Annotated in this window: 13 protein-coding genes; 10 read left to right on the plus strand and 3 right to left on the minus strand. The window is 57.0% G+C overall.

Annotated features, from left to right (window positions below):
• Nucleotides 1-303: 303 nt before the first annotated feature.
• Nucleotides 304-771, plus strand: a complete 468-nt coding sequence (locus tag KW839_RS16050) for a hypothetical protein (protein ID WP_218424881.1) — start codon at nt 304-306, stop codon at nt 769-771.
• Nucleotides 772-1227: 456 nt separating this feature from the next.
• On the opposite strand, the gene KW839_RS16055 is transcribed toward KW839_RS16050, so the two are convergent.
• Nucleotides 1228-1572, minus strand: a complete 345-nt coding sequence (locus KW839_RS16055; protein WP_218424882.1) for a hypothetical protein — start codon at nt 1570-1572, stop codon at nt 1228-1230.
• A gap of 159 nt (nt 1573-1731) precedes the next feature.
• Here KW839_RS16055 and KW839_RS16060 point away from each other — a divergent pair, with 159 nt between their 5' ends.
• The 4 genes from KW839_RS16060 to cmoB all read left to right on the plus strand — a co-directional run bounded on the left by KW839_RS16060 (nt 1732) and on the right by cmoB (nt 4609).
• A complete protein-coding gene (locus KW839_RS16060; protein WP_218424883.1) occupies nt 1732-2124 on the plus strand; it encodes a protease inhibitor I42 family protein in 393 nt (130 codons plus the stop codon).
• 2 nt (nt 2125-2126) lie between these two features.
• The gene (locus tag KW839_RS16065; protein ID WP_218424884.1) at nt 2127-2762 is read left to right on the plus strand and encodes a lysoplasmalogenase; all 636 of its coding nucleotides are present in this window, start codon (nt 2127-2129) and stop codon (nt 2760-2762) included.
• Nucleotides 2763-2876: 114 nt separating this feature from the next.
• Nucleotides 2877-3656 carry a carboxy-S-adenosyl-L-methionine synthase CmoA gene (gene cmoA, locus KW839_RS16070; RefSeq protein ID WP_218424885.1) on the plus strand — a complete coding sequence of 260 codons (780 nt, stop codon included), beginning with the start codon at nt 2877-2879 and terminating at the stop codon, nt 3654-3656.
• A complete protein-coding gene (gene cmoB, locus KW839_RS16075) occupies nt 3653-4609 on the plus strand; it encodes a tRNA 5-methoxyuridine(34)/uridine 5-oxyacetic acid(34) synthase CmoB (RefSeq protein ID WP_218424886.1) in 957 nt (318 codons plus the stop codon). Before cmoA ends, cmoB begins: the two co-directional genes overlap by 4 nt.
• Before the next feature lie 131 nt (nt 4610-4740).
• Here cmoB and tadA read toward each other — a convergent pair whose 3' ends face one another.
• Nucleotides 4741-5238 carry a tRNA adenosine(34) deaminase TadA gene (gene tadA, locus KW839_RS16080; protein WP_060543153.1) on the minus strand — a complete coding sequence of 166 codons (498 nt, stop codon included), beginning with the start codon at nt 5236-5238 and terminating at the stop codon, nt 4741-4743.
• Complete coding sequence (locus tag KW839_RS16085) at nt 5238-6614, minus strand: multicopper oxidase family protein (RefSeq protein ID WP_218424887.1); 1377 nt, start codon at nt 6612-6614, stop codon at nt 5238-5240. Before KW839_RS16085 ends, tadA begins: the two co-directional genes overlap by 1 nt.
• 209 nt (nt 6615-6823) lie before the next feature.
• Between KW839_RS16085 and KW839_RS16090 the strand changes: the two genes are divergently transcribed.
• The 5 genes from KW839_RS16090 (at nt 6824) to KW839_RS16110 (ending at nt 17766) form a co-directional block, all read left to right on the plus strand.
• A complete protein-coding gene (locus KW839_RS16090) occupies nt 6824-9838 on the plus strand; it encodes a membrane-targeted effector domain-containing toxin (protein ID WP_218424888.1) in 3015 nt (1004 codons plus the stop codon).
• Nucleotides 9839-9870: 32 nt separating this feature from the next.
• Nucleotides 9871-14217, plus strand: coding sequence for a membrane-targeted effector domain-containing toxin (locus KW839_RS16095; protein ID WP_218424889.1), 4347 nt, complete (start codon nt 9871-9873; stop codon nt 14215-14217).
• Between the two features lie 738 nt (nt 14218-14955).
• Nucleotides 14956-15375, plus strand: a complete 420-nt coding sequence (locus KW839_RS16100) for a GtrA family protein (RefSeq protein WP_218424890.1) — start codon at nt 14956-14958, stop codon at nt 15373-15375.
• The gene (locus KW839_RS16105; protein WP_218424891.1) at nt 15341-16324 is read left to right on the plus strand and encodes a glycosyltransferase family 2 protein; all 984 of its coding nucleotides are present in this window, start codon (nt 15341-15343) and stop codon (nt 16322-16324) included. Before KW839_RS16100 ends, KW839_RS16105 begins: the two co-directional genes overlap by 35 nt.
• Nucleotides 16318-17766, plus strand: a complete 1449-nt coding sequence (locus KW839_RS16110; RefSeq protein ID WP_218424892.1) for a glycosyltransferase family 39 protein — start codon at nt 16318-16320, stop codon at nt 17764-17766. Before KW839_RS16105 ends, KW839_RS16110 begins: the two co-directional genes overlap by 7 nt.
• The last annotated feature ends 5 nt before the right edge of the window (nt 17767-17771 follow it).

A 17771-nucleotide genomic window follows, 5' to 3' on the forward strand; every position in this document is an offset into this window, starting at 1 on the left:
ACGATAACGCGCTCTTTTCAGATTGGCATGCCGCCGAAAGATCGGTCGTCGCAACGATGCCCGGAGCGGGTGCGCTCCTACACATCTTCTTTAACGATCGATAGCAGCTGCACCCTGCCCAGCAGCCTTCCTCCTGCACATCTGAATTCTCGACTGCTCACTTCCTAGCTTTATAAGCATTCACAGAAGAGCACCCAGCAACTATTCCATACCAATATAAAAAACTGTCAAATATACCAGTAGTCGCCTCACCTATTAAGTCTCCATACTCCAAACCAGATTTAAACCAAAAAGGAAATACACATGACAAACCCGAACGGACTTACGGTAAGACTGGCGAGTGCTGTAATGACAATTGAAACTAAGGACATCACCAACGGTATCTCAAAAAACCTTCCAACCATCACCACAACCAAGATCAATTTCCCACCGAGCGTATTCCCCAACTTCTTTATGGCGATAGCTGACAACAACGGCCTCACCAACTCAAGGAGTCTATATTTTAAATATGAAAACAACGACTTGAGTTTTGACGGCTATTCGGAACGCTACGTCACCGAAGAAGGCAACGAGTTTACCTTTTCGTACACCACCCTTGAGAGTTCAGTTTCTTTTGACCACACGGAAACATCACCGGGTAAGCACGAATTCGCGATAACGGCCTTCAAGGTTCTGGCGAAGGAAACCCGTTCTGGAGAAACTCGAGAAATTACGGGCAGGGGTTACGCTTTTGTCCGTTATGTTGATCGTGGCTGGCGCACTTCTTCGTGAGAGAAGCGCCACAAGAGGCGCGGAACCAACACACACTGACAGGCTGTCGGCGCATCAGTACGACGGCCTTCTTATTCAGAGCCAAAAATACAACTGAAATACCCCATACAAGCGGTCAAGTCTGGCAGGCTATTACTTTTGCGCATTCGAGTATTTTTATCTCACTAGTTGTCTACACCGCTCGACAGCCGCGATATCTCAGTCCTGGCAGTGACCCTGACACACCGATTAGCAAGTTAATTGAAAACCTGCCATTTAAGACAGTACCTCCAGCCACTCACGCTCGATATAGTCCCGGCTCAATCATTTTTACGTGACACAATCCGGAGAGCCAACCATGGATATCAAATACCGAAGAAGCCTTGTTAATGAGCACATTAACGACGACATCAAGTTTCACCGTTGCTGCCTGAATAATCACTTGAATGCCACCCTGCAGAATCGTGAAAACTTCGATCAGAAGAGTTTTTCGCCAGCATCGGAGGCGGGGAAATCGTCGCCATTTTCAAGGCAGGTGAGGAAGGTACCCCGCTCGACCGGGCCTTTGATATCTATATGCCCAAGGACATTAAGTCGGGCACCCACCCAATCAATACTCCGGGCCAGTTGATAGAGGTCGTTTATACCGAGAACTACCCGAGCTACACCAGCCATTGGGCTTTGCAGGGCGACATCGAATTGTTGGTGAACACTGAAAAACAACGGTACTCCGGTACAATCGTTACGCTGTTCAAGGACCGGCAGGGCCAAGAATTTACCTGCGAAAGCGAATTCTGTTTTTCTCTTGCAGATTAAGTTCATTAACGTCCACTTCTCTTCCTCGCGAGCAGACCCGCTTCAATGGGAATATCGCTATCCCGCTGGGTGAGCTCGCTCGCAACCATGTTGGTTGATTGTCACACTTTGTCTCATCTTCGGTTATGCTCGCCGTTCGTCGCCAATTCCGGAGCGCCTGATTTGATGTCCCCACGCCGTCTGCTGCTGCCCATAGGTCTCGCCCTGCTGACCGCTTGTGCCTCTCAACCGAAACAAAACGTGACGGTCGAAAAACAAAGCGGGTGCCCGGTGAAACTCACCAGCGGGCAGACCCTGATCCTTACCCTGCCAAGCAACCCGAGCACGGGTTACCGCTGGGCAATCCAGGATTCCGCCGGTGGCGTCTTACACACATTGGGGCCAGAGGTTTACCGCAATCCGGAAGATGCCGGCATCGTCGGTGCTGCCGGTGTATCGACCTGGCGCTTCCAGGCGTTCGCCAGCGGGACCGGGCGCTTGCGCCTGACCTCGCAGCAACCCTGGGCACCGGAAGTGCTGCCGGTAGAGGTTTTCGACTGCGCGATTTCGGTGAACTGACCATGGGCTGGCTGATTCTGGCGCTGATGGGCGCGGTGACTTTTCTCTATGGCTTGAGTGTGCATGCCGATTTGCTCTGCCTGCTGGTCAAACCCTTGCCGGTGCTGGCCTTGCTCGGCTGGCTGCACGATGCACCTCCCGGCGATTATCGACGCTGGATCAGCCTCGGCCTGATCTTCTCCCTGCTCGGCGATGTGTTGCTGGCGTGGCCGGGGGATTTGTTCGTGTTCGGTCTGGGGGCGTTTCTGGTCGCTCACCTGGCTTATCTGAAAGCGTACTTGAGCGATTGCCGGCGTCTGGCGGTGCTGCCGCTGATTGTCGCCCTCGGTGTGGGTGCCGTGCTGCTGGGGATTCTGATCAACCATGGATTGGGGCCGTTGTTGATTCCGGTGATCGTCTACGGCCTGGCCATCAGCGCGATGCTCTGGCGCGCGTTGGCTCGCTTGGGCACTGATGTGCCCAAGCGCTCGGCGTTGCTGGCGGCTGGTGGTGCGGTGGCGTTTGTGTTCTCGGACAGCGTGATTGGCATCAGCCGGTTTGTGGTGCCGTTTGATGCGGCGCCCTATGTGATCATCCTCAGTTACTGGCTGGGGCAATGGGGGATTACTGCTTCGGCGTTCTCTCAGAAACCGCGTTGACCCCTGTGGTGAGGGGGCTTGTCGGATCGCCACAATTGCCCTCTTGGCATTGCATATGCGTAAGTCAGGCGGTTTATCAGACAACCCGCGCATCCGCGCGCCAACTTGGCTAAAATGCCGGCCTTTTCCACCTACGCCGCTGGAACCGCCGTGAGCAAAGAACCCGATCGCCTTTTCGCCCAGCCTTTGGCCCAGGTGCCTGACTTCGCCTTTAACGAGGACGTGGTGCGGGTGTTCCCGGACATGATCAAGCGCTCGGTGCCGGGTTATCCGACCATTGTGGAAAACCTCGGCGTGCTCGCCGCGCAGTTCGCCCAGCGGGATAGCGTGCTCTATGACCTCGGCTCGTCCCTTGGCGCTGTGACCCAGGCCTTGCGCCGACATGTGCGCACCGACGGTTGCCGCGTCATCGCTGTGGATAACTCCGCGGCCATGGTCGAGCGCTGCCGCGAGTACCTCAACGGCCAGGACTCGATGTTCCAGGAGTTGCTGCCGGTCGAGGTCATCGAAGGTGACATTCTGGCCCTGGCGTTTCAACCGGCATCCGTGGTGGCGCTGAACTTCACCCTGCAATTCATCGCCCCCGACCAGCGCACTGCATTGCTGTCGCGCATCCGCCAGTCGCTGTTGCCCGGCGGCGCGCTGATCCTCTCGGAAAAACTGCGCTTCGAAGACGAGCAGGAACACGCGCTGCTGACTGACCTGCACATTGCCTTCAAACGCGCCAACGGCTACAGCGAACTGGAAATTGCCCAGAAGCGCAGCGCCATCGAAAACGTCATGAAGCCCGACAGCCTCGAAGAACACCGCGAACGCCTGCTGGCCGCCGGATTCTCGAAAGTCGTGCCGTGGTTCCAGTGTCTTAACTTTGCCTCGTTGATTGCCTTGCCATGATTGATCTGTCTCCCCTCGCCCGCCGTCTGGCAGGCACGCCGCTGGCCGAATGGGCCAACACCCTGCAAGCACAACTCGACAAGAAAATGGAAAAAGGTCATGGCGACCTGGAGCGCTGGCAGAGCGCGCTGGACACCCTGCCGAAGATTCAGCCGAGCGAAGTCGACCTGCTCAATGGCTTGGCGCTGGACACCGATTGCAGCGACGAGACCCGAGCGCAAATGCGTACCGCGCTGATGGGCCTGTCGCCATGGCGCAAAGGGCCGTTCGACCTGTTCGGCGTGCACGTCGACACCGAATGGCGCTCGGACTGGAAATGGTCGCGGGTCGCCCCGCACCTCGACTTGAAGGGCAAGCGCATTCTCGATGTCGGCTGCGGCAACGGCTATTACATGTGGCGCATGCTCGGCGCCGGCGCCGACAGCGTGATCGGCGTCGATCCGAATTGGCTGTTCTTCTGCCAGTTCCAGGCGGTGCAGCGTTACCTGTCCGAGCCGAATGCCTGGCACCTGCCCTTCCCGTTCGAAGACCTGCCGCCGAACCTCGAGGGTTTCGACACGGTGTTTTCCATGGGTGTGTTCTACCACCGTCGCTCGCCGATCGAGCACTTGCTGGCGCTGAAGGATTGCCTGGTCAAGGGTGGCGAGCTGGTCCTGGAGACGCTGGTGGTCGAAGGCGACAAACATCAGGTGCTGGTGCCGGAAGACCGTTACGCGCAGATGCGCAACGTTTGGTTCCTGCCGTCAGTGCCGGCGCTGGAGTTGTGGTTGCGTCGTGCCGGGTTCACCGATGTGAAGTGCGTGGATGTCAGCGTGACCACGGTCGAGGAACAGCGCGGGACAGAATGGATGAAGTACCAGTCGCTGAGCGACTTCCTTGATCCGGAAGATCACAGCAAGACCATTGAAGGGCTGCCGGCACCGATGCGTGCGGTGATCGTCGCTCGCAAGTAACCCATTCTCCAGATCAATGGAGATCAAAATGTGGGAGCGGGCTTGCTCGCGAAGAGGGTGTGTCAGACAACAACCATGTCGACTGACACACCCTCTTCGCGAGCAAGCCCGCTCCCACATCAGTTCAGTGTTCAGTCTGAAGATTTGGCTCTGCGGGCCTTGAAGAACTCGCTCAAAACCGCCCCACACTCCTCCGCCAACACCCCGCCTTCATACAACACCCGGTGATTCAAAAACCCCTGGGTAAAGAACTGCCCCTGGCTCTGCACAATCCCCGCCTTGGGCTCCAGCGCGCCGTACACCACCCGCGCAATCCGCGAATGCACGATCAGCCCGGCGCACATGCTGCACGGCTCCAGGGTTACGTACAGCGTGCTGCCTGGCAGGCGATAGTTGCTCACAGCCTGGGCGGCAGCGCGAATGGCGACCATTTCGGCGTGGGCACTCGGGTCGCTGCCACTGATCGGGCAATTGAAGCCTCGACCAATGACTTCACCGTCCTGCACCAGTACCGCGCCGACCGGCACTTCACCGAGGGCGGCGCCTTGGGCAGCCAGTTCCAGGGCCTCACGCATGAAGTCGCGATCACGGCTACGGTCGATGATGGCGGCGGGCCGAATCTGACGCATCACGCCACCTCGATAGCGGCCATCAGGCCGGTTTCCATGTGGTCGATCACGTGGCAGTGGAACATCCACACCCCCGGGTTATCCGCCACCAGGGCCACCTGGGCGCGTTCGTTCTTGCCCAGCAGATAAGTGTCGGTGAAGTACGGAATGACCTTGTGCCGGTTCGAGGCAATCACCTTGAAGCTCATGCCGTGCAGGTGGATGGGATGCTGGTATTGAGTCATGTTCTTCAATTCGAAAATGTAGCTTTTACCCTTTTCCAGTTTGGCAATCGGGCGGTCGCTGCAGGTTTTGTCGGTGATGTCCCAAGCCTTGCCGTTGATCTGCCACAGGCTTGGCGGCTTGCCGTTGTCGACGTTTAACGACACCGAGCCGACCCACTCGAAATTGAAGTTGAGTTTCACTGCATTGGCCAGGTCCGGCTCGGCGACCGGGTTGGCCGGCAGCGCCGGCGGCCACTCGGTCGGCGCATCAGTATTGGCTACCGAACGGAAGGTGCCCAGGCGCACCGGCCCGTTGCGCAACGCCAGCTCTTCACCGGCCGGCGGCGCCTTGATCGCCAGACAAATACGCATGCCCGGGCCGAGCCAGTACTCCTTGCCCAGTGGCCGCGGCTCGACCGGATTGCCATCCAGGGCGTAGATCTGCGCTTCGACACCGGGGATGTTCAGGCGATAAGTCAGGGTGTTGTCGAGGTTGAGCAGCCGCACCCGGGTGATCTGCCCGGCTGGCAGCTCGATCACCGCTTGCGGGACGCCGTTGATACTCGATAGACGCCCCGCCGTACCGCCACGGGCCGCTTCGCGGGGAATGCTGAACGCGACAAAAGCGCCTTCTTCATCGACGTGCCAGCTCTTCAGGCTTAACGTTTTCTCGTACTTGAAACCGGTAGGCTCGCGCTCTTCGACGATCAGCGGACCGACCAGCCCGCGGCCGAGCTCTTCACTGCTGTTCACGTGCGGGTGATACCAGAAGCTGCCGGCGTCCGGCACACGGAATTTGTAGTCGAAGTACTCACCCGGCAATACCGGAAGCTGTGAGACGTAAGGCACGCCATCCATCTCCAGCGGCAGGCGGATGCCATGCCAGTGGATAGTCGTGGCCACCGGCAGATGGTTGATGAAACGCACCCGCAGCCAGTCACCCTGACGCGCCCGCAACTCGGTGCCCGGCGCCGACGGCCCGAACGCCCAGGCCTGAGTCTTGTGCCCGGCCACCAGTTCGACATCCAGCGGTGCCGCGATCAGCTCATAGTCGTGACCCGCGTTGGCGTCGGCCATCTTGCCCAGCCAGTACCGCGACGCGCCCCCCGCACCGACACCAACGACAACAAGACCGGCCAGGCCACCGAGGATTTGGCGACGGGTAAAGGACATTAACTCAACTACCTCTCATATCGACTGCAGGCCCAAGGGGCCATAAAAGGCGAATACGATACACCTGCAATTGCGAAACAGTAAGGGCGGGGCGGCGGATGGCCGCAGGGTTGTTCGAAACTGCCCGCTCATCCGCGATACATATGTAGTGCATTTCCCTTGAGCGAATGAGCCATCTTCAACGGCCGTTTCTCAAGGATGAACAGAGCATGAACTCACCCGAAATCCGCCCGCAGCCAAATGCCGCAGACAAGGCGGCACTCAAATCCATCGCCGCAACCGTCGTACTCTCCTGCCCGAGCCTGCAGGACACGGCCCATGAAATTGCCAAAAACCTGCTAAAAAGCCAGGGCTTGGCGGATGTCGATCCGGACCTCGTTTACTTCCATCGATTCAAGCTTGCCCAGAGCAGCGCTACGTCGTTCACCGGCTGGGAGCACACCGATGAAAAGCCCTACGAGTCCCTGACCCTGACTCAGTTGGTGATCCAGCGCTTTCGCGTCACCGACCAGGACAATGCCGATCTGCTGGACCTCTACGGTGGTTTCTATACGGCCGGGCCGAACGCCAAGGATTTCACCCAGAGTAACGAAGTACGCCTGCACGGCAACGAGGTGCTGAAGGCGTTCTGGAAGATCGACTTCAGCACGCTTTACCACGAAAAACTGACCGCCTTCTGGGACGGGCACTGCGACGATTTCCGCACGCTGGCCAAGTGCAACTTTCTCAGTAACGCGATTCAGGCCCTCGCCCAAAAGCATCTGGCCGGCGATGACTTCCAGTGCGTCGTCGACGCCGTCATAGGCCCCGTCACCTGGCCCGTCAGCCTGAAGGCGCTGCAATCGGCACATCCGGTGAACCACGATGTGCGCGCCCTGGATGTCGACGGTCATGTGGCCACCGACGCGTTGCGAATCGTCGATGCCAAGGGTCGGCAAATCCTCTATCTACCCGGTAGCGCGAAGGTGTTTGAGGTGATGGAGAACGAAGCGGCCATGCATTGGTGGGTGCTGGAGCAAATGAACGAGGATGGACCGCGCCAGGCGTTCATGAGCCACTTTGCCTTGGCCGATCGTCACGAGATAACCGAAAACATTACCGACCTCATGACCCAATTGGTGGACACCTGGGGCAAATCAGAGCATCACCTGATCAACCAGAAAAACCAGCTTGTCAGTGGTGATGCGTTTACCTGGCTGCAGGATTCGGCCAGGAGCGCCATGTTCGCCGAAGCCAGCCTGTCACTGACCTCCAACAGCGATGTACGCAAGAAATTGTGGATCGGCTACCTGAGCGCCGGGCTACGGGTATTTGGTCCGTTGGCCGCTGTCGGCTGGCCCGTGGCACTGCCAGTGATTGGGGCGAGCATTGCCAACACAGGCCTGAACATTGACCAGGCCATTCACGGCAAGACCTCTGCCGAGCGCAAAGAAGGCATTATCGGCGCAATCCTCAGTGCTATCGATGCTTTGTTCAATGTGCCATTCCTCAAAGGCAGCGGATCGCTGCTGGAGGTGGGTACCGAGGCGGAGGCAGTCGAGGCCGCTGAAATGGCCGAGTTGAAGGAGTCGGCAGCGCCAATCGATACAGCAGCGCCGCCGCCTATTGAAACATCCTTGCCGGTGCCGCCTGAAACGGCTGTCGCGCCTGAGGTGCCCGCCAAATATCAATGCAATGAATTGCTCGATGGCCTGACCCCGGATTCCACACCGGGAAAATTCAACGGGATTTATCGGCTCGACACTGACCCCTCCCACGCCATCCTGATGAATGACAACGCCTACTTCGTACGCTACTTCGCAGACTCCAGGGGCGGTGGCTACTGGGCGATCGTTGACCCGCAAAGGCCCAATCAGTTCGTTCACTCGTTGCCGGTTCGCCTGAATGCCGAAGGGCAGTGGGAGCGGATGCGCTCACTCAGGCTCAATGGCGGTGGCCAGTGCGTCGGCAAAGAGTGCGCGGTCGACATTGAGATGGAAGCGCGCGAGCCACTGCCGCCCTTGCCCGAGCCACAACCCTCGACATCGCGTTCCTGGCGTCACGTGACCACTGTGTACGATGCCGAACCAGCACAGCAGCTATCGCTGAAAAAGTGGGCGCTGAATCTGCGCGAGACCCATGTACGGATAGCACCCGGCGGCGCTATACAGGATCCCTACGCACAGTATTTCCTCGGTAAACGCACCACCCTGTTCACTGCCGCGCGGAAATTTTTCAGCGATCTGCCCTGGGCCAACTTGCCTCCACGCCCGGCAATACCCGCCGTCACGGCCGACATGCCAATGACCGAGCTGATCGATGGCATTTTTGAAGCATCCCCCGGTCTGGTCGTGGGTGAAAGCCTGGATCGCATCACCAGCATGCGCTTGATGATTGAAAACATGCCGGCGCTGGCCAGGCACGCCAAGACTATTTACATGCGTCGCCTGCTCAATGATTTCGCTCAGGTCGATCTCGATAGTTACTTCCAGACCGGAGAAATGCCCAATGATCTTAGGCGTTACCTGACCAACCTTGGCACCGACCCGACCGGTCGATTCAATGAGTTGGAACTGGTCCAGGTGGCCAGACAGCACGGCGTGCGCGTACAGGCTCTGGATTGTGTGACGAGCTACAAAATGAACACTCCTTTGACACCGATCGAGGAGCAGATGATCGCCAATCACCTGGCGCAAACCATCATGACCGCGGACGAACTCATCAACATTCCCGGTAAGTGGATTGTGTTGACCGGCGCCGAAAACACCAACACCTTCAGAGGCGTCGCAGGCGTCAGCGAACTAAGGGGCGGCATTGGCTTGCGCATAGAGGAAGTCAATCCCGGTGAAGCGACAGGCGTCGCTATTGATTCGGGTATCGACGTGAATCGAGGCCCGCTTCCCAATGGCGGTCAAATGCGCGGCGACCAAGACACTCTCTTCGCTGACCTGTGCCTGAAAGTGGACGCCACACCGCTGACCTGGCACCCGCATGAGCTGGAAAACCTGTTGCATCGTCGGGGCATGTACCTGTTCGAAAAAACGGCAGGAAATTACCAGCTGGTGCATCGCAGTCACGCGGGCATGCTCGTTCGCACACCGGTGCAACAACGGGTTGACGGGCGGTTTTTCATTCACCGGCCGGCATGGCCCATGGTCAGCGACATTGCGTTCGCCAGCGTGCCGAGAATGGCAGAGCAACTGAGCCAGATGGGCATGAGCCTGCAAAGCCGCGTTCCCGTTTGAAAGGGTTTCCAACAATGTTCAAGGACGACACTGTGAACTCCACTGAAAACGCTGTACTGCCCGATGCAAGCGACCTGCGGGCTATCAAATCGCTGGTTCCCGCACTGGTTGAAGCCTGCCCCGATATGTACGAAATGGCCCGGGGCATCGCCAGTGACATTCTGCTCAAGCATGGCATCACCCACCTTGAGCCGGAGCAGGTTTATTACCATCGTTTCCACCTTGCCCAAAGCAGTTCGAAAACCATTACCGGCTGGGAACACCTCTACGAGAAGCCCTGGCAAAGCATGACCCTGCCCCAGTTGGTCATCCAGCGTTTCAATGTCCAGGACCAGGACAACGCCGATCTGCTGGACCTTTATGGCGGCTTCTACAGCGCCGGGGCAGATGCAGGCAATTACAACGAAACCAACGAAGTGCGCCTGCATGGCAACGAGGTATTGAAGGAGTTTTGGGCGATCAATTTCGCCGACCGCTATAAAAACAAAATCGCCTCGTTCTGGAAAAAATACGGCAAGACTTATCGGGCATTGGCCAAGTGCACATTTCTCGCCAAGGCCATGGAAGACCGCGAAGGCGGCCGGTTGTCCGACAAGAACTTCAAAACCGTGATCAAGGCCGTCGCCAGTAATGTGAGCTGGCCGGTGACCCTTCAGATGCTGGAGTCAGAGGCACCCGTCAGCAATGAACTACGCGTGACCCTGTTGAAAGTCGGGGACTTTGTCGCCACCGACATCCTTTGCATCATTGATCAGAGCGGCCGCCAGATTCTGTACGTCCCGGGTGAGATCTGGGGCTTTCATGCCCTGCAAACACCGCGCGATCTGCACTGGTGGATCTTGTCCGCGATCAAGGACTCCTCTGATCGCCAGCGCTTCATGGCGCACTTTCAAGTGGCTGACCACGACATCACGCAAGACGCGCCGACGCGCCAGCTGTCGAAGCTGGACTGGCTAGCCAGCGTAAACCCCGTGATCAAGCCGGTTTCCAGCCTGGTTGTGTGGTTGTTTCGCGAACCCCACAGCGAAAATGTCGGACTCACCCATGTACTGGACTTGTTGTTCAACGCCTGGCACTCCAATGACCATCATCTGATCGACCATGCCAGCGACTCGGTGAACCAGGATGCTTTCACTTTCCTGAGCGATGCGGTGCATGCCCGCATGATCAGCGACTGCAACTACATGCTGCATTCCAACGGTGACCTGCGCAAAAAACTCTGGGTGGGCTACCTCAATGCCTTTGGCCGTATGTTCGGCCCTCTGGCGGCCGTCGGCTGGCCAGTGGCCCTGGCAGTGGTCGGCGCGGGCATCGCCAACGTCGGCTTGAACATCGACCAGGCCATCAACGGCAAAACGCCCGGCGAGCGTAAGGCCGGCGTAACCGGCGCCATTTTTGCGGCCATCGATACCTTGTTCAACACCACGTTCATCAAAGGCAGCGGGCGGTTACCGGAAATTGCCGAGGCTGATGCGTTCTTCGCCCCCGAGGAACAGTTGAGCGAAAGTGCCATCGCCCGCGCCGCGATCCCCAAACTTGAAGAGATCGTCCCGCAACGGATATTGCCGCCTGAACCCCAGGACTATCTCGATGCCTTCAAGACAGAGATTAGCGAAGCGACCCGCCAGGACTTCGTTGATCAGAAAATGCGCAACATCATTCTGACCCCCTCTGGCAAAACCTACATCTATATGCGTCGCTCCGGTCAGGATGGCTTCTATCAGGTGCGTTATGTCGGGCAAATGAAGCGTTGGGTGATTATCGATCCGGCCAATCCGTACTCGTTTTATCGCAATGTTCCAGTGCGACAGAACGAAGCGTTGCAATGGGAACCTGTTCCCCGCTCGGAGGCGGGGACGGGACTCAGTGGCGGAGGCAAAATTTTCGGGCTCAAGCCTTGGGGGCAAAGCCCTTCACCCCTGCCCAAGGTCGAAATAGCGCCGACCTCCTATGAACTGCCGGAACAATCAAAAGCGGCAATGACAGCGCTAGCCGAGGGCCGAAGCGAAACCTTCCCGCTGGACGCCACAGACGCCAGCGAGCGATCGTTTCAGGCTTTCAGGGACTTGCGTCGCGGTCTGTACGATGACGCCATCACCTTCTATGCCGACCCGTCCTTACCGCCCCGGCCTGCCATTGCACCCATCAAACCTTCTACAGCGAGCAAAGACATCGTCAAACGCCTGCTGGCGGACGCACCGGGCCTGGTGCTCGGACAGGAAAGCGGCAGCATTGGCGGCCAGCAACTGCTGATCGACAACATGCAGATATTGGGCAAACAGAAGGTCAAGACGCTTTACCTCGACCGGCTGCTGACCGACATTCATCAGGCCGATCTGGACGTCTTCCATGACACGGGCAAAATGCCAGAGCCGCTCGAACGCTACCTTGGCAAACTCGATGTGAACAAGGGCACCGATCTGGCAGGGCGTTACGGCTACCAGCAACTGGTCAGGACCGCACAGAAAAACCATATCCGCGTTCAGGCGATCGATTGCGTGGCGAGTTCCAGATTTCCCCGAATGGAGCACACGACCTTCGCCAGCAGCCACAAAATGAAGAACTACTTTTCGGACACCATCATCAGCATTGATCAGACGGCCAGAGGCGCCCACAAGTGGGTGGCGCTGGTGGACGAGACACGGGTCAATACGTTCGATGAGGTGGCCGGCCTCAGCGAGCTGACAGGCACGCCGGGGCTGCGTATCGAAGACGTACCCGTCGGCAAAACCATTGGCCTTGAACAGGATCCCGGCAAAAGCCTGCTGGATGAGTTTGATCGTCCATTGGGCAAAGTCAAAAGCGATTGGCGTCTGCGCCTGCACGGCCAGCCACCCGTCACTACCGCCCGCACAATGGAGCAGGCCCTTCCCGATACGGGCATGTTCACCGTCCAGGACGTCGACGGTAAACCCCAACTGACTCACCGCAGCAAAAGTGGCGCCCTGGTGACAACCGACATTCAAAAGGACAGGGGCGGACTGTTCATCGTCCATCCGCGATGGTCGTTGAGTGGCCGTCACTTCGACAATATCGAGCTACTGAGCGATGCCCTGGAAGAGCAAGGCATGACCCGAATCCGGGTGCGCATCGACCCTCAGGCCAAACCGGGCGAGGCGCTGGGTGACGGTGAGACTGTCGCCTCACCCGACGTACCCGTGACCCTGGATCCCGCCTTGCCTGCGGCAAAAACACCGCTGGTGACCTCCCCCTATGATGTCGCTCTGCAATGGCGGGCCGATTTGAAAAATGTAGCGGCCGGGCTCGAAGACGACCTGCTGATCGACAGCATAGGGACCAGGACCCGAACCGAGGCCTTCGAACATTTCAAGGCCGTCAGAAAGCGCCTGTATGAAGAGGCTGCGCGCTTCTATGCAGACCCTCAACTTGCGCCGCGCCCTGACATCCCGTCACTGGATCCGCACATCGCCCAAGGTGATTTTATTCGCACCGTTTTCGAAGAAAGCGAGGGACTGGTCATCGGCGAAAGTCACGCCGACATCGGCAGCAAGCAGTTTCTGATCGACAACATGCAGGCTTTGGCCGAGCAGGATGTGAAGACCCTGTACATGGAACATCTGCTTACTGATTTCCATCAAACAGGACTGGATGCCTTCGCCGAAACGTCGGTCATGCCCAGGGACTTGGAAGCTTACCTGACAGAACTGGACGCCGGCCAACTGACGGATCCTCTTGAGCGATACACCTTTCTCGCCGTGGTCCGCGAAGCCAACAAACATGGCATCCGCATCCAGGCCATCGATAGCGCGGCCAGCTATCGGGTCTCGGGTATGGGGGTGAGTGATGTGACAGCACGGCTTAAAATGATGAATTTCCATGCCCGAATCATCATCCGCGCCGATCAATCAGCGCGGGGCGCCCACAAGTGGGTGGCTTTGATGGGCAACGCTCACTCCAATACCTTTAAGGGCGTCGCGGGGGTCAGCGAACTGGAAGGTGTCCTCGGGGTGCGCGTCGAAGATGTGGCCGAAGGTTTGTCCACCGGTATTGAACCCGACCCGGGTAGAAGCTTGCGCAACCAACCGGGTAAATCCGAAGGTTTCGTAAAAGGCGATCTACGTCTGCAGATCGAGACCCCATGGTTACCGAAGACTGAAGCGCAGATCGACACATTGCTGTCTCGCCCGGGCATGTTCACCCTGAAACGTGAACCCGGTAACACTGGCATCCAGATTGTTCATCGCGGCCGCAACAACATCGTTACGTCCACACCGATCATCAAAGAGTCCGGCCGTTACTACATTGAGCGCCCCTCGTGGCCCTCGGTCGATGGCAAACGCTTTGAAAGCGTGGCCGCACTTCTGCAGGCACTCAAAGAGATGAAGCTGACCTTGGCCGGCTGGTCAAAACCGCTTTGATTGCGAAACAGGAGAATGCGGTCGACAACTGTAGGAGCGAGCAGGCTCGCGATGGACTCAAGAGCACCACGGGGAATCAGACTCCCCGCGTGATCGTTAACGACCATCGCGAGCAGGCTCGCTCCTACAGGGAAACGCGTATACCGACGTACTTCTGTATGCTCCGAAACGCCATCAGAGAATAGAAAAAAGCCTGCAGTTACGCGGACTTAAGGCTTTTGGGTCGATCGCTGCCAGCCTATGCCGGACGCCCGATCACTCCCACTCCATTCCTTCTCAGAAAGCATTTGCAGGGTGCACTCTGCATGGATATCCAACCACACCTCGGCGTGATCCCTACGTTGAGGTCTCTGGCCGCCTGTTTAAAACTCGCACATCGAGCAGTTGCGAAAAACGCCAGCGCTAACTGATCACTAACTTGGAGATCATTCAACATATCAGCACTGTAATAAATAGTACCGGCTGTGCATATTTCATTTTGCGCAACCATATTTACCCCCCCTTGACACGGGGGAATTTAACTCAATAACACCAACCAAGTTCTTTTCTTTCAAAATTGTAATTTACAGGTCACCCGGATGTTATGCAGCCGCTTACATTTCAGAATTGTAATACCAAGGCACTCATTCTTATATTATGGTGTGCTAGCCCGGCGTGCCGACTTCAGCACTAAAAAACCAAGAAGCTTTGAGTTTTTAACTCACATTTTATTCACCTTTGCCTCCATAGACATAGCGCATGAAAAAGAAAAGCCTATTCGATCTAGCTTTGCTGATTCGCTATCTCGGGATTGGGTTAGTAGCAACGGGAGTGCATTACTTGGTGTTCCTCGCTCTGATCGCGACAAGATTTACCGATCCATTACTGGCCAGCATTTGCGGGGGGATTGTAGGCGCTAGCGTGAGTTTCATTGGTAACAGAGAGTTGTGTTTTACAGCCATCGGCACTCGTAGGTTTCAGCCTATCAGGTTTGCACTAGTCGCGTTAGCAACAAACATCGGTAACGGCCTTGGTTTGTGGTTTCTTATCAAATCGAATCTGTCACCGATTATCTCCCAAGCAGTGGTGACGTTAACCCTCACTGCGGTCGGATTCATTGCACATCGTTTCTGGACATTCAATCATGCAGACATTACATCGGCTTCCCGAACGCCCTGATCCCTTGTTAACCATAGTGGTCCCCTGCTTTCAAGAAGAGCAAACCATTCCCGAGTTTCATCAACGCATCACCCGCGTCGTACGGGATTTATCTGTCTCCTGCGAGATTCTCTATATCGACGATGGCAGCAACGACCGAACTGCAGATCTACTGCGTCACTATCAGGATGGATCAGCTGTACGCTGCCTGTTCCTGAGCAGGAACTTCGGCAAAGAGGCTGCTATGAGTGCGGGGATAGACCATGCCCGCGGCAGCGCACTGATCTTCATTGACGTCGACCTGCAGGACCCACCTGAGCTCATTTCTACCATGGTGGACTACTGGCAGAGGGGTTACGACGTGGTGAACATGCAGCGTAGCCTGCGAACCGGTGACTCCTGGCTCAAGCGCATGAGTGCACGGGGCTATTACTGGATCATGCAACGCCTGGTGGATATGGTTGATCTCCCGACAGATGTCAGTGACTTCCGCCTGATTGGTCCTGCTCCCGTGTTCGCTCTGCGAGCGCTGGATGAACGCTCCAGAACTCTCAAGAGCCTGATCGGCTGGGTTGGCTTTCGCACCATCGAGCTATCTTACAATCGCACTGCTCGCCATGCCGGAAACACCAAGTGGAACGCTGCTGGCCTGTTCAACCTGGCCATCGAAAGCATTCTCAGTTTCTCTCGCAAGCCGCTGCGTATTTTTAGCTTCATTAGCTTCGGCCTCTTTATTTCCAGCATCTGCTACCTGCTTGCAGCGTTCGTGGCAGGCAGCTTCGACATCCATCACCTGCTGGTCGTTATAGCCTCTTTCATGTGCGTCGGTGTTGCCATGGTAGGGGAATATCTGGGTGTGACACTCACAGAAGTGAAACGCCGGCCCCTCTATTTCCTGAAGAGAAATAGCAAAACGAGTCCCGTAACTCTCCACCCTCCGAGTTCCTCGATCGAGAGTAAGAAATGCTGAACTTGAAAAACGAGCGGACCCTGTGGTGGGTACTGGGCTCGATTCTGCTTTTGCGTCTCCTGGGGCTGGGTGTATACCCCCTGATGGATACGTCCGAAGCACGCTATGCCGAAATGGCACGCAAGATGGTCGAATTGAATGACTGGGTCACCCCCATGTTCGACTACGGAGTGCCGTTCTGGGGCAAGCCACCACTGTCTTTCTGGACCCAGGCAGCGAGCATTAAAGTGTTCGGCATCAACGAATTCGCGGTCCGATTCCCGGCCTGGCTACTGCACCTGGCAAGCTGTTTCATCATCGTTAAGCTTGCGACACAGGAGATATCGCGCAAAACGGGCATCTGGGCAGCCATCATCTTTTCCAGCACGTCGCTTGGCCTGGTATCCAGCGGTGTTGTGCTGACTGACCCTGTGCTGTCGTTCTCGATACTGTTGGCCAGCTATGGTTTTTGGCGTTGGATGAAGTGTGAAAGTAAAGCGGACGCCTACCTGATGTTCGTTGGACTGGGCTTGGGCTTACTTGCTAAAGGACCACTGACCCTGGTGCTGATGGGCATGCCAGCGTTCGTCTGGATCGTCATCCACAAAGAATGGTATCGGGTTCTGAGGCTTCCCTGGGTAACCGGACTTATTCTCATGCTTGGCATATCAGTACCCTGGTATGTCGCGGCAGAAATGAAGACACCTGGCTTCATGGAGTATTTCTTTGTCGGTGAGCACTGGAGCCGATATGTCGTCAGTGAGTGGGCTGGGGATCTCTATGGCAGTGCTCATGCCAAGCCCTACGGCACCATCTGGATTCAGCTTGGTTTGGCGCTAGTGCCTTGGGTATTCTTCCTGCCCCTGATGATTCGCAAGGGTCAGGCGATTCAGCGGTTCGAGGCATACCTGTGTCTCTGGGCATTGGCGACTCCTGTCTTCTTCACTTTCGCTGGCAACATACTCTGGACCTATCTGCTTCCAGCTCTGCCAGCCTGGGCGTTGCTCCTCGCATGGCGAATTAGCGAGGCTGGCCCCAAGACCACTCGGGCTGCTGCTGCGAGCGCTTTGGCATTACCAATTGTGGGTGCAGCCATTATCTATACCTGCGTGCTTGAGGACCGATCTCAGAATCAGCGAGATGTAGTGCAGGCCTGGCTCAATGTGCCGCCGGCTCAATCGGCTCCCCTCATCTATCCCGGTCGCCGCTCCTACTCGTCGGAGTTTTACAGCAGCGGTAAGTCCGAAAACATCAAGGACCCTGCTAAGTGGCCAAGCAATGGCGCGTTTTACCTTTCCATACGCTTGCGCGACAGCAATGCTGAACTGCCTGCCGAACTGGACTGCGTCAAGATAACAGAAGCGAACGCAAGTCAGCTGCTGCTGTGCCGCTGGAAGGGTGCGAAGAAAGATATCGAAGATCTGGCCGGAGAAAGCAGTGGGCGTAGGGTGAAACAGGGGTAAACCTA

Origin of the sequence: Pseudomonas sp. PDM31 (assembly GCF_019218965.1) — a bacterium.
Classification (GTDB): domain Bacteria; phylum Pseudomonadota; class Gammaproteobacteria; order Pseudomonadales; family Pseudomonadaceae; genus Aquipseudomonas.